The organism is Nocardioides marmoriginsengisoli, assembly GCF_003725695.1.
GTDB classification, from domain to species: domain Bacteria; phylum Actinomycetota; class Actinomycetes; order Propionibacteriales; family Nocardioidaceae; genus Marmoricola; species Marmoricola marmoriginsengisoli.
Map to the genome: position 1 here is coordinate 149,201 of NZ_RJSE01000003.1, position 11,789 is coordinate 160,989.

Annotated in this window: 12 protein-coding genes; 4 read left to right on the forward strand and 8 right to left on the reverse strand. The window is 72.2% G+C overall.

Annotated features, from left to right (window positions below):
- Positions 1-90: 90 nt before the first annotated feature.
- Positions 91-651, reverse strand: a complete 561-nt coding sequence (locus tag EFK50_RS02710) for an HhH-GPD-type base excision DNA repair protein (protein ID WP_123226014.1) — start codon at positions 649-651, stop codon at positions 91-93.
- 128 nt (positions 652-779) lie between these two features.
- Here EFK50_RS02710 and EFK50_RS02715 point away from each other — a divergent pair, with 128 nt between their 5' ends.
- Complete coding sequence (locus tag EFK50_RS02715) at positions 780-1,211, forward strand: hypothetical protein (RefSeq protein WP_123226015.1); 432 nt, start codon at positions 780-782, stop codon at positions 1,209-1,211.
- A 5-nt stretch (positions 1,212-1,216) separates the two neighbouring features.
- Here the strand turns inward: EFK50_RS02715 and EFK50_RS02720 are convergent, their stop codons facing one another.
- A complete protein-coding gene (locus tag EFK50_RS02720) occupies positions 1,217-2,683 on the reverse strand; it encodes a glutamate-cysteine ligase family protein (RefSeq protein ID WP_123226016.1) in 1,467 nt (488 codons plus the stop codon).
- A gap of 17 nt (positions 2,684-2,700) precedes the next feature.
- The gene (locus tag EFK50_RS02725) at positions 2,701-3,705 is read right to left on the reverse strand and encodes a DUF4192 domain-containing protein (protein WP_123226017.1); all 1,005 of its coding nucleotides are present in this window, start codon (positions 3,703-3,705) and stop codon (positions 2,701-2,703) included.
- 124 nt (positions 3,706-3,829) lie between these two features.
- On the opposite strand from EFK50_RS02725, the gene EFK50_RS02730 reads away from it, so the two are divergent.
- Positions 3,830-5,152, forward strand: coding sequence for a DNA polymerase IV (locus EFK50_RS02730; RefSeq protein ID WP_123226018.1), 1,323 nt, complete (start codon positions 3,830-3,832; stop codon positions 5,150-5,152).
- Here the strand turns inward: EFK50_RS02730 and EFK50_RS02735 are convergent.
- The 3 genes from EFK50_RS02735 to EFK50_RS02745 all read right to left on the reverse strand — a co-directional run bounded on the left by EFK50_RS02735 (position 5,127) and on the right by EFK50_RS02745 (position 7,757).
- Positions 5,127-5,984, reverse strand: a complete 858-nt coding sequence (locus EFK50_RS02735; RefSeq protein ID WP_123226019.1) for a 5-oxoprolinase subunit C family protein — start codon at positions 5,982-5,984, stop codon at positions 5,127-5,129. The genes EFK50_RS02730 and EFK50_RS02735 overlap by 26 nt on opposite strands.
- Complete coding sequence (locus EFK50_RS02740) at positions 5,977-6,582, reverse strand: 5-oxoprolinase subunit B family protein (RefSeq protein WP_123226020.1); 606 nt, start codon at positions 6,580-6,582, stop codon at positions 5,977-5,979. The genes EFK50_RS02735 and EFK50_RS02740 overlap by 8 nt, the downstream gene beginning before the upstream one ends.
- A gap of 452 nt (positions 6,583-7,034) precedes the next feature.
- Complete coding sequence (locus EFK50_RS02745; protein ID WP_123226021.1) at positions 7,035-7,757, reverse strand: LamB/YcsF family protein; 723 nt, start codon at positions 7,755-7,757, stop codon at positions 7,035-7,037.
- Between the two features lie 202 nt (positions 7,758-7,959).
- Here EFK50_RS02745 and EFK50_RS02750 point away from each other — a divergent pair, with 202 nt between their 5' ends.
- The gene (locus EFK50_RS02750; RefSeq protein ID WP_183407668.1) at positions 7,960-8,907 is read left to right on the forward strand and encodes a sigma-70 family RNA polymerase sigma factor; all 948 of its coding nucleotides are present in this window, start codon (positions 7,960-7,962) and stop codon (positions 8,905-8,907) included.
- 38 nt (positions 8,908-8,945) lie between these two features.
- On the opposite strand, the gene coaE is transcribed toward EFK50_RS02750, so the two are convergent.
- Positions 8,946-9,542, reverse strand: coding sequence for a dephospho-CoA kinase (gene coaE, locus EFK50_RS02755; RefSeq protein ID WP_246003999.1), 597 nt, complete (start codon positions 9,540-9,542; stop codon positions 8,946-8,948).
- A 25-nt stretch (positions 9,543-9,567) separates the two neighbouring features.
- Between coaE and EFK50_RS02760 the strand changes: the two genes are divergently transcribed.
- A complete protein-coding gene (locus EFK50_RS02760; protein WP_123226023.1) occupies positions 9,568-10,821 on the forward strand; it encodes a class I adenylate-forming enzyme family protein in 1,254 nt (417 codons plus the stop codon).
- Here the strand turns inward: EFK50_RS02760 and EFK50_RS02765 are convergent, their stop codons facing one another.
- Positions 10,822-11,772, reverse strand: a complete 951-nt coding sequence (locus EFK50_RS02765) for a helix-turn-helix domain-containing protein (RefSeq protein WP_123226024.1) — start codon at positions 11,770-11,772, stop codon at positions 10,822-10,824.
- Between the last annotated feature and the right edge of the window lie 17 nt (positions 11,773-11,789).

An 11,789-nucleotide genomic window follows, 5' to 3' on the forward strand; every position in this document is an offset into this window, starting at 1 on the left:
ACCGTCATTCTGTCATGGCGCCGGTGAAAACCTCCGATCGGCCCTGCAAACGGTCCAGACCTCGACCGAGCGACCGGCGTACGCGATGGATCAGCCCTTCGCGGCGGCCTTCTTCTCCTTCTTGTACGCGCGCACCTTGCCCAGCGACTCCGGATCGACGACGTCGGCCACCGACCGGAACCCGTCGAGGCTGTAGTCCCCCACCGCCTTCTCCCAGCCCTGCGGGTGCACGCCCAGCTGCTTCGCCACCAGGGCGGTGAAGATCTGCGCCTTCTGCTTGCCGAAGCCGGACAGCGCCATCACTCGCTTGACCAGGTCGGAACCGTCGGCGGCCTCGGTCCAGATCCGGGACGCGTCCCCGCCGTAGATGTCGACGACGTCGCGGGCGACCGCCTGGATCTTGGTCGCCATCGACCCGGGGAACCGGTGCACGGCCGGAGTCACCGAGCAGAGCGCCGCGAACTCCTCGGGGTTCGCCGCCGCGATGGTCGCCGGGTCCAAGGTGCCGAACCGGTCGAGCAGCTTCGCCGGTCCGCGGAATGCGTGCTCCATCGGGTACTGCTGATCCAGCAGCATTCCCAACAGCAGCGCGAACGGGTCGTCGGTCAGGACCTTGTCGGCAGCGTCGTCGCCGGTGATCTGGATCGCCATGCCTCCATCATCACCCAGTACGGCGCGGGGCGCGCGACTCAGGTCCGCGAGGCAGCGCGCGGACGTCGAGATCCGCACCCTGTGGATCGTCGCAGCGCGACCGGCACGACAGCGCGGATCCTGGTGGGGTGCCTCTCGACCCCGACCTCCTCCACGAGCAGCTGCGACGCGCGCTGATCAGGTTCGTCGGCTCCACCGTCCCGCGGCAGCGGAGCCCAGCCGTGCTGCACCTCGGCACCCCGGGCAGCGCCCACCTGACCTTCGAGCAGCAGCCGGCCTACGACTCGGGGCTCTGGGCGGACGTGATCGAGCGGGCTCTCGACGGGTTGGACCTCGATCGGAGCACCCCGGTCCCGTGGGTGACCCGGACCGGGGAGCTCTCGCCCGGCGACCACGACTTCGGCTGGTTCGCGGCGGTCCGGGAGGGGTTCGGACGGCACGGGCTCGACCTGCCCGGCTTCTTCGTGATGAACCAGCACGGCTGGTTCGACCTGACCACCGACACCGAGCCGACCCTGTGCCGGGTGCGCCGCCGGAAGCGTCGCGCGCTCAGTGCTTGAGCGGCCTACCAGGTGTGCACCGGCTCGTTGCTGTGCATCCGCTCGCGGTAGTCCAGCAGCGTCAGCCGCAGCGCTTCGGCCCGGTCCGCACCGGCGGCCTGCCGGGCGTGCACCTGGTCGCGGTACCAGCTCGCCCCGTTCCGACCCAGCGTGCAGCGCGCCTCGATCACGCCGAGCAGCCGGGAGATCTCGACCTCGTCGACGCCCCAGGCAGCGAGCCCCGTCCGCGCCAGCGGCAGCAGCCGCCGTACGGTCAGCTCGGTCGCCGAGACCTGTCCGATACCGGGCCAGTAGACCTGGGCGTCGATCCCGTCACGGGCGGCGACGTGGAAGTTCTCCTCTGCCGCCGAGAACGACATCTGCGACCACAGCGGCCGCTCGTCCTCGGCGAGCGCCCGGGTCAGCCCGAAGTAGAAGGCGGCGTTCGCCATCGTGTCCACCACCGTCGGGCCCGCGGCCAGCACCCGGTTCTCGACCCGCAGGTGCGGCTGGCCGTCGTTGACGTCGTAGATCGGCCGGTTCCAGCGGTAGATGGTCCCGTTGTGCAGCCGGAGCTCGTGCAGCATCGGGGTGCCGCCGGCTTCGAGGACGGCGAGCGGGTCCTCCTCCTCGGTGATCGGCAGCAGCGCCGGGAAGTAGCGCACGTTCTCCTCGAACAGGTCGAAGATCGAGGTGATCCAGCGCTCCCCGAACCAGACCCGGGGGCGCACTCCCTGCGCCTTGAGCTCGTCGCTGCGAGTGTCGGTGGCCTGCTCGAACAGCGGGATCCGGGTCTCGCTCCACAGCTCCCGGCCCAGCAGGTACGGCGAGTTGGCACCGAGGGCGAGCTGGATCCCGGCGATCGCCTGCGACGCGTTCCAGTACGACGCGAAGTCGTCCGGGCTGACTTGGATGTGCAGCTGGGTGCTGGTGCACGCCGCCTCCGGCATGATCGAGTCGGCGGTGGCGCTCAGCCGCTCGATGCCGTTGATCGTGATCGCGATGTCCTCACCGCGGGCGTGCAGGATCTGGTCGCTGAGCAGCTGGTAGCGCGGGTTCGGGCTGAGCGTCGACGGCGACAGGTGCCCGTCCTCCAGGGTCGGCAGGATCCCGATCATCACCAGGTGGGCGCCCACGGCGGCGGAGCGCTCCTCGGCGTCGTTCAGGCTCGCCCGGAGATCCGACTCGAAGCCGGTCACTCCCCCGCTGCCGAGCCGGCGCGGAGCCACGTTGATCTCCAGGTTGAACTGGCCGAGCTCGGTCTGGAACAGCGGGTTGGCGATCGCCTCGAGCGCCTCGGCGTTCTTCAGCGACGGCCGGCCCTGGTCGTCGACCAGGTTGAACTCGATCTCCAGCCCCGTCATCGGGTCCTCGGCCTCGAAGTGGGCCTGGCGCAGCATCAGCGCGAACACGTCGAGGCAGCGGCGCACCTTCTCGCGGTGCCGCGTCCGATCCGCTCGGCTGAATTCCTGCTGGTCCACGTCCTGGCCCATGGAGCGAGACTAGAGCGCTAATCGAACGCGGTGAAGATCCGCAGCGACTCCGGTGGGGTCGGCGACCAGACGGTCGGCGGCACCGCGGACCCGACCAGCGTCGCGACGTACTGGGCCAGCGGGTCGTCGGCGTCGACCTCCAGCGTCCGGTCGATCGCGCACCAGGAGAGCGCTCCGTCGCCGGCGAGCCAGGCGGCGAAGGCCAGCAAACCGCCGACGCCCGGGCGCAGATCGACCGGTGCCCGGCGGAGCAGTCCCCTCCAGAGCTCGACGTGCTCGCGCGCGGTCGCCCGGGTCATCGGCGCCCAGCCGATCTCGCGGAGCGCCTCGAACGAGAGCAGCACCAGCACCCGGGCCGCGTCGCCGGCCTCGATCGGCTGCGGATCGGCCAGCTGGTCGTCGAGCCACTGGCGCAACCACACCGCCTGCTCCGCCAGCAGGCCGCCGAGCGGCGTGCCCGCCGCGCCCCGCTCGGCGATGCCGTCGACGAACACGGTGGCCGCATCGGCGACGTCCTGGCCGTCCGCCGCGTCGGTGCCCAGCAGGCTGTCGCGGAGCGCAGCCCGGCTCGCATGGACGACCCGGCCCTCCAGAGCGGCGTTCGCGGTGATCGGGTGCCGGCTGAGGTCGTACTCGAAGCCCGCGCCGTCGGCGTCGCCGAGAAGGTGGAACCGGTCGGGCCCCACCCGGAGCGCCTCGATCACCAGCACCCCGTCGGACTCCAGCGCGGGAAGGAACAGGTCGGCGAACGCCCGCGCGGCCTCGGGGTCCTCGGTGTAGAGCAGCACCGCCACCGCGCAGGCGCCGTGCCGCCGCACCACCTCCCGGAGCAGGCCGACCACCTGTCGTTGGTCGGACTCGGACGCCGGCAGGTCGACGCGGGCGTGGAAGGACGGCGGCTGGTCCTCCTCCGGCAGCTCGCCGAAGGTGAGCAGGACGACGGAGTCCTCGGGGTGGAAGCCGATCACGTGCGGGACGACGGCCAGCAGGTCAACGGGGGTGCGAGCGGTGAAGGTGGTCATGGCGCCAGCGTTCGGGAGTCGGGCGGGCGCCGCGACCGGGGATCGCGAGGCTGTGGACAGCCGGTGACCGCGGCGCGGTTGTGGAGCGCCCGCCAGCGTCGGTCCAGCGTCGTACGATCGCCGGGTGCGTGCCGAGCCGACGATCCTCCACGTCGATCTCGACGCGTTCTTCGCCGCCGTCGAGCAGCGCGACAAGCCGTCGCTGCGCGGGAAACCGGTGGTCGTGGGCGGGGTCGGTGGCCGCGGGGTCGTGGCCACCGCGTCGTACGAGGCCCGCGCCTTCGGGGTGCACTCGGCGATGCCGACGGCCGAGGCCCGGCGCCGCTGCCCCAACGCCGCCTTCCTGGCCGGGCGGTTCCCGGCGTACCGGGAGGCCAGCACCGCGGTGATGGAGCTGCTCCGCAGCATCAGCCCGCTGGTCGAGCCGCTCTCCCTGGACGAGGCATTCGTCGACCTCGCCGCCGCCGACCTGCCCGACCTCTCCGTCGCCGGCGTGAGCGCGTTCGCGCGGGACCTGAAGCAGCGGGTCAGCGACGTCACCGGCGGGCTGACCGGATCGGTGGGAATCGGCAGCTCCAAGTTGATCGCCAAGATCGCCAGCGAGCTCGACAAACCCGACGGCCTGGTGGTGATCGCGCCCGGCATGGAGCAGGACCTGCTCCGGCCGATGCAGGTCACCGTGATCCCGGGCGTCGGCCCGGCCACTGCCGAGAGCCTGCGCCGGATCGGGGTGCACACGGTCGCCGAGCTGGAGGAGATCTCCGCCGATGAGCTGGTGCGGGTGCTCGGCCGCGCCCAGGGCAGCAACCTCTACCAGCTGGCGCGCGCCCAGGACGACCGCCCGGTGGTCGCCGAGCGCGAGGCGAAGTCGATCAGCGTCGAGGACACCTACGAATCCGACTACGTCGACCGCAAGCTCCTCAACGCCCTGGTCGAGCGGCAGGCCGCCAAGGTCACCGAGCGGCTGCGCAAGGCCCGGCTCTCCGGGCGCACCGTGACGCTGAAGGTCCGGCTGCACGACTTCTCCACGCACACCCGGTCAGCGACCCTGCCCGGTCCGACCGACGACGGCCGCACGGTGGCCCGGGTCGCCCGCACCCTGCTCAGCGAGCTCGACACCTCCGGCGGAGTCCGCCTCCTCGGGGTCGGCGTCTCCGCACTGACCGACTGGATCCAGGACGACCTCTTCGCCGACACCGACGAAGCCGCCGACGACCCGGTCGACGAGGAGACCGAGACCGCCCTCAGCGCGATGTCACGGCGCCGGGTCTGGTTGCCCGGTCTCGACGTGGTGCACGACGAGCACGGCGCCGGCTGGGTCTGGGGATCCGGGCGCGGCGTCGTCACCGTCCGCTTCGAGACCACCGAGACACCGGCGGGCAAGGTGCGCAGCTTCCCGGCCGACGACCCGGCCCTGCGGCTCAGCCGTCCAGCACCCGAAGAGTGAGGTGGTCCCCGGGTCGGGCCTGCGCGCAGACGGCTAGGTCCACCGACCGGACGACGCCGATCACCGGGTAGCCCCCGGTCGTCGGGTGGTCGTGCAGGAACACCACCGGCTGACCGTTCGGCGGGACCTGGACGGCACCGAGCACCATCGGCTCGGTCGCCAGCTCGGCGTCGCGCCGCCGCGCCAGCACCGGTCCCGCCAGCCGCAGTCCGATCCGGTTCGACGCCGCGCCCACGGTGTAGACGCCACCGTCGAGCAGGTCGAGGGCCTCCTCGGTGAACCAGTCGGCGCGCGGACCGAGGTCGAGGCGCAACACCCGTTCCGGCGTACGGCGGACGACCTCGGCCGCGCTCGGGGCCGGGCCCGGGGCGCCCAGGGGCAGCACGTCACCGGTCCGCAACGGCGGCGGCCCGAGCCCGGAGAGCAGGTCCGTCGACCGCGACCCGAGCACCGGTACGACGGCGACACCGCCGGCCAGCGCCACGTAGGACCGCAGCCCGAGCGCAGCGGCTCCGACCTCCACGACGGCGCCGGCCGGGACCGGGACAGCGGCGCCCCAGGCCACCGAGCGCTGCGCCACCCGGATCGTGCAGGCCGCGCCGGTGACGGCGAGCCGGCCGGCCTGGGTCGCCCGGAACGACACCCCGGTCAGCGTCGTCTCCAGCACCGCCGCGGACTCCTCGTTGCCGACGAGCCGGTTGGCCAGCCGCAGCGCCGGCTCGTCCAGCGCACCCGAGCGCGGCACGCCGAGATGGGCATGCCCGGGACGGCCCAGGTCCTGGACCGTGGTCAGGGCGCCGGGGTCGAGGATCTCGATCGTGGGGTCAGGCATCGGTGAACCTCACCCGGGTCCCGGGCATCAGCAGCGCCGGCGTACCGGCGGCGGGGTCCCACAGGGCCAGGTCGGTGCGCCCGATCAGCTGCCAGCCGCCGGGAGAGGAGCTCGGGTAGACGCTGGTGTACTCCGCGGCGAGCGCCACCGAACCGGCCGGGACCGAGGCCCGCGGCGCCTCCTTGCGCCGGACGGAGAGCGTCTCCGGCAGGCCGGTGCAGTACGCGAACCCGGGCGCGAAGCCGCAGAACGCGACCACGAACTCCGTCGCCTGATGGGTCCGGACCACGTCGGCGGTGGTCGTCTCCCACTGGCGGGCGACCTCGTCGAGATCGGGACCGTCGTACCGGGTCGGGATCTCGACCAGGTCCCCGGACCGGTTCTCGGCGCCCGGCTCCGGCTCCCACCCGGTCAGCGCGGCCTGGGTCGCCGCGGCATCCGCCAGGCCGTCGAGCAGTACCGTCCTCGCGGCCGGGACGACCTCCACGGCGCCCAGCTCGTCGGCCCTGGCCCGCAGCTCCGCATACGCAGCCCGTACGGCGGCCGCATCGGGGCAGACCACGAGCAGCCCGTGCTCCCCGACCCGGCGCAACTCCATGAGTCATTGTGGCGCACGCGCGACCGAGCCGCTTGCTATGGGAATTCCTGGCGCATTTCCGGGGTTATTCGGCGGCACCGAAGAAATACGTCCGAAAATGGGCGTAGGGCCCGCGAAAGTATGAGTTTCACGGGCCCTACAGGTGGATCGGCGGTGGTGCTCCGGTCCTGAATCTGCCGGCTTCTACGGCTCCGATTCCCCCACCACCGGGGAATCCTCCGGCAGGTTGCCCCACCAGGTAGATCCGTGTCCTTCGGCTGATCCCCGCCTCCCTTTCGGGTTGCGGTAGGAGTTTTCTACGCCTGTCGCTCGACGAAGCGCAAGGGTTTGGAAGAACAATTCTTGAGAATCTTTTCTGTGCACAGGGTTGTCCACGAGAACCTGCTATTCGTCCACAGGAACGGCCTGCTTTCCACAGGCTTACCCACAGGTCGCTGTGGAAAACCTGCGGGTCAGGAGAGCCAGGCCCGGACGTCGTACCCGTCCGCGAGCAGCGCCGCCCGGACCGCTTCCGCGGTGGCCACCGCGCCGGGCGAGTCGCCGTGCACGCAGACCGTGCGGAGGCGACCGGAGCCCGCCAGCGCGACCGCGTGCGCCGCGACCCGGTCCGAGCCCTCGACCAGCGCACCCGGTCGGTCCCGCGGGATCAGCCGGCCCTCGGCGGTGTAGCCGCGGTCGGGGAAGCCCTCGGCAACCACCTCCCGGCCCTGCTCGCTCGCCAGCTCCAGCACCACCGAGCCCGGCAGGCCGAGGACCGGCAGGTCGCCGCTCCCCCGCAGGACCGCCGCCGCCTGCTCGGCGTCGTCGGCGATCCGGTTGTAGAGGGCGCCGTGCGCCTTGACGTACCGGACCCGCGTCCCCGCGGCAGCGGCGATCTCGTCGAGCGCCGCGACCTGCTCGGCCACCCAGTCGGTCAGGACGTCCGCCGCCACGTCCATCCGGCGCCGACCGAATCCCTCCCGGTCCGCGTAGGAGACCTGGGCGCCGACCACCACGCCCAGCTCCGCCGCCCCCGCGCAGACCGCGCGCATCACGGCCGCGTCGCCGGCGTGGAAGCCGCAGGCGACATTGGCACTGGTCACCACCTGCAGCAGTGCCGGATCGTCGGTGACCCCCTCGCCCAGATCGGCGTTCAGGTCGATCCGGCGCGGTTCCTGGAGGGGCGGTGGACGCATCGGACCAGTCTGCCGTGCCCGGGGCTCCGAATCCCTGACTGAGAAGTGCCTGAGAAGCCGGAAATCGCGCAACTTCGGGCCGGGTTCGAGCGTCGTACCTGTCGTAGGGCAAACAAACCGGGTGGGAATCCTCGACCCGGGCCGAGCGTTCAACCAGGTGGAGCCACCAGCACGCGGCTCCGGCAAGGAAGGGAGGGCCACCGTGACCGTACGTCGCACGGAGCGCGAGATCGAGGGCCGCGACAGCGTCGGCCTGTACCTCGACGAGATCGCTCGGACACCGCTGCTCGATGCCATCACCGAGGTCGAGCTGTCCAAGACCATCGAAGCCGGCTTGCTCGCCGCCAAGCTCCTCGAGGAGGGGCGCGTCGGGCGCCGCAAGGGCGGAGCGCCCGGATTCGCCACCCAGGCCGAGCTCGAGTGGCTCGTCGAGGAGGGCGACCGCGCCATCCAGCAGTTCATCAACGCCAACCTGCGCCTGGTCGTCTCGATCGCGCGCAAGTACGGCCGCAGCGCGATGCCGATGCTCGACCTGATCCAGGAGGGCAACACCGGCCTGATCCGCGCGGTCGAGAAGTTCGACTACGCCAAGGGCTACAAGTTCTCCACGTACGCGACCTGGTGGGTGCGCCAGGCGATCACCCGCGGCATCGCGCAGCAGGCCCGCGTCGTGCGGCTCCCGGTGCACGTCGTCGAGGAGCTCAACCAGGTCTCCTCGGCCCGCCGGACGCTCGAGCGCCAGCTCGGCCGCGACCCGGACCCGGCCGAGATCGCCACCGAGCTCGGCATGGACGTCGACCGGGTGATCGACCTGATGGGCTGGGGTCGCGACCACATCAGCCTGGACACGCCGCTCGACGTCGACGGCGACACCTCGCTGGGCGACCTGATCGCCCAGGAGAGCTCGCCCGGCCCGGACCTGACCTTCCTCGACACCGAGGCACGGGACCGGCTCAACAACCTGGTGGAGCGGCTCGACGAGCGCTCGGCCGACATCATCCGGTCCCGGTACGGGCTGGTCGACGGCCGCCAGCACAAGCTCGCCGACATCGGTTCCAAGCACGGCATCTCCGCCGAGCGGGTCCGCCAGCTGGAGCGGGAGGCGATCGCCAAGCTGCGGCGCCTCGCCGACCCGGACCTGGCTGCCTGAGCAGTCCCCCAGACCGGTCGTAGTGCCGAGGGCTTGCCCTACCTGCGACCGACCAGTTCCTCGAAGACCTCCGTCACCCGGCGACGGAGGTCTTCGAGCGTCCCGGTGTTGTCGATGACGTAGGTGGCGATCGCCAGCCGGTCCTCGGCCGCTGCCTGGGCGGCGATCCGGGACCGCGCGTCCTCCTCGGTCCAGCCGCGGTCGCGGAGCATCCGATCGACCTGGACCTCCTCGGGGACGTGCACCACGATGACCGCGTCGAAGGTGTCCGCGCGGCCGCTCTCGGCCAGCAGCGGGATGTCGTGGACCACCAGGGCGCCCTCGGCGGCGCCGGCCTCCAGCGCGATGATCCGCTCGAAGACCAGCGGGTGCACGATCGCCTCGAGCCGCTTCCGGGCGGCCGCGTCACCGAAGACCAGGGCGCCCATCGCCGGCCGGTCCAGGTCCCCCTCCGGCGTGAGCAGCCCCTCGCCGAACTCGGCCGTCACCGCGGCCAGGCCCGGAGTGCCGCGCTCGACCACCTCGCGGGCCAGCGCGTCGGCGTCGATGATCACCGCGCCGAGGTCGGCCAGGATCGCGGACACCGTGCTCTTGCCGGACGCGATGCCGCCGGTCAGCCCCACTCGCTTGGTCACGCGGCGAGTATCGCAGGATGGACCCATGACGACGGACCCGGATGGCCTGCGCGCCGGCGACCGGGTCGCGCTGCTGGTGCCGGGCTCGCCCGCGTACGTCGACGCGGTGCTCTCGCTGCTGGTCCGCGGGATCCTGCCGATCCCGCTCGACCCCCGGCTCACCGAGCACGAACGGCACGGGATCCTGTCCGACCTGGACCCGGCCCGGGTGGTGACCGATCCCGGCGAACTCGCCGGGCTCGCAACCGGCTGGGCTCCCGGCGACGTCCCGCTCGGGCGGCCGGTGCACGTCACCAGCGGCACCACCGGCGCCCCCAAGGGCGTCTACAGCGGTGTGCTGGACCCGGACGCCGCCCGGTTGCTGCTCGAGGAGGAGCGGGAGCTCTGGGGGTTCTCGGCGAGTGACGTGAACCTGGTGCTGAGTCCGCTGTACCACTCGGCGCCGCTCCGGTTCGCGATCGGGACGCTGCTCGCCGGCGGCCGGATCGTCGTCCCGGGCACGTTCGACCCGGCCGCGGTCACCGCTGCCATCGAGCGGGACAAGCCGACCACGATGTTCTGCGTCCCGGCGCACCTGCAGCGGCTCTTCGAGCACTGGGACGCGACCGGCTGGCCTGACCTGACCAGCTTCCGCCTGGTCGCGCACGCCGGCGCGCCCTGCCCGGACCACCTGAAGCGCCGGCTGATCGAGGCCTTCCCGGCCGGGTCGACCTGGGAGTTCTACGGCGCGACCGAGGGCCAGTTCACGGCGTGCCCTAGCGAGGACTGGCTGCAGCGCCCGGGCACGATCGGCCGTGCCCGGCCCGGACGCAGCCTGCTCGTGGACGAGGACGGCCTGATCTGGTGCACCGTTCCGGAGCACGCCCGGTTCAGCTACTTCAACGCTCCCGGGAAGACCGCGGCGGCCTGGCGTCGTACCGAGCACGGGGACGCGTTCACCGTCGGCGACCTCGGCCGCCTGGACGCCGACGGCTACCTCTACCTCGACGGCCGCCGCGAGGACCTGATCATCACCGGCGGGGTCAATGTCTATCCGGCCGAGGTGGAGAACGCCCTGGCCGAGCACCCCGGTGTCACCGACGTCGCCGTGTACGGCGTCGAGGACGACCGCTGGGGGCAGCGGGTCTGCGCGGCGTACGTCGGCACCGCGGACCCCGGCGACCTGGATCGGTGGGCCCGCGACCGGCTCTCACCGCCCAAGCGGCCCAAGCAGTTCCTCACCGTCGACGCCATCCCCCGCACCCTGACCGGCAAGATCCTCCGCCGCCGGCTGCGGTGATCAGGCCGGGCAGCTGAAGGAGAGGCGGTAGGCCTGGGGACTGATCCCGCGGACCCGGGAGAAGTGCTGACGCATGGTGGCGGCGTTGCCGAACCCCACCTCGGTGGCGATCCACTCGATCGAGGAGTCGCTGGCCTCGAGCAGCTCCTCGGCGGCGATCACCCGCTGGTTGGTCACCCACGCGTGCGGGGTGCCGCCGGTCTCGGCGCGGAACCGGCGGGCGAAGGTGCGCGGCGACATGTGCGCCCGGCGGGCCAGCTCCTCGACGCTGTGGTCCTCGGCGATGTTCTCCGAGATCCAGGTCAGCAGCGGGCCGAGGGTCTCCGCCGTGCAGTCCGGGACCGGGCGGGCGATGTACTGCGCCTGGCCGCCCTCGCGCTGCGGCGGCACCACCATCCGGCGGGCGACGGTCGAGGCGACCCGGCCGCCGTACTCCTTGCGCCAGAGGTGCAGGCAGGCGTCCAGCCCGGCTGCCGACCCGGCCGAGGTGATCACCGAGCCCTCGTCGACGTAGAGCACCTCCGGGACGACGCAGGCCTTCGGGAACTGCGCCTGCAGGTCGTCGGAGTGCATCCAGTGCGTGGTGCAGTCCCGGCCGTCGAGGAGCCCGGCCTGACCGAGCAGGAAGGCTCCCGAGCACACCGAGAGCACGCGCGCGCCCCGGTCCACGGTGTCGCGGAGCAGCTGCAGCACGTCATCGGGGACCGGCCAGTCCCGCTGGATGGCCGGGATGCAGACCAGGTCCGCCTCGGCGGCCCGGTCGAGGCCGTGCTCGACGTGCAGGTCGAAGCCCATGCTGGTCGAGACCCGGCCGGCGTTGGCGGAGCAGACGGCGAACTCGATGGCCGGGACGCCGGACGCGGTCCGGTCCACGCCCCAGGCCTCGCAGAGCACGCCGAGCTCGAACGGGGCGACGCCGTCGAAGACGATCACGGCAACATTGGTGAGCATCTGCCCAGGGTCGCACG

Excerpts from the sequence above, each read along its gene's own strand:
- EFK50_RS02745 (WP_123226021.1), bottom strand. The coding sequence starts at position 7,757 with ATGCGTCCACCGCCCCTCCAGGAACCGCGCCGGATCGACCTGAACGCC.
- EFK50_RS02720 (WP_123226016.1), bottom strand. The coding sequence starts at position 2,683 with ATGGGCCAGGACGTGGACCAGCAGGAATTCAGCCGAGCGGATCGGACG.
- EFK50_RS02710 (WP_123226014.1), bottom strand. The coding sequence starts at position 651 with ATGGCGATCCAGATCACCGGCGACGACGCTGCCGACAAGGTCCTGACC.
- EFK50_RS02735 (WP_123226019.1), bottom strand. The coding sequence starts at position 5,984 with ATGCCTGACCCCACGATCGAGATCCTCGACCCCGGCGCCCTGACCACG.
- EFK50_RS02765 (WP_123226024.1), bottom strand. The coding sequence starts at position 11,772 with ATGCTCACCAATGTTGCCGTGATCGTCTTCGACGGCGTCGCCCCGTTC.
- EFK50_RS02760 (WP_123226023.1), top strand. The coding sequence starts at position 9,568 with ATGACGACGGACCCGGATGGCCTGCGCGCCGGCGACCGGGTCGCGCTG.
- EFK50_RS02740 (WP_123226020.1), bottom strand. The coding sequence starts at position 6,582 with ATGGAGTTGCGCCGGGTCGGGGAGCACGGGCTGCTCGTGGTCTGCCCC.
- EFK50_RS02725 (WP_123226017.1), bottom strand. The coding sequence starts at position 3,705 with ATGACCACCTTCACCGCTCGCACCCCCGTTGACCTGCTGGCCGTCGTC.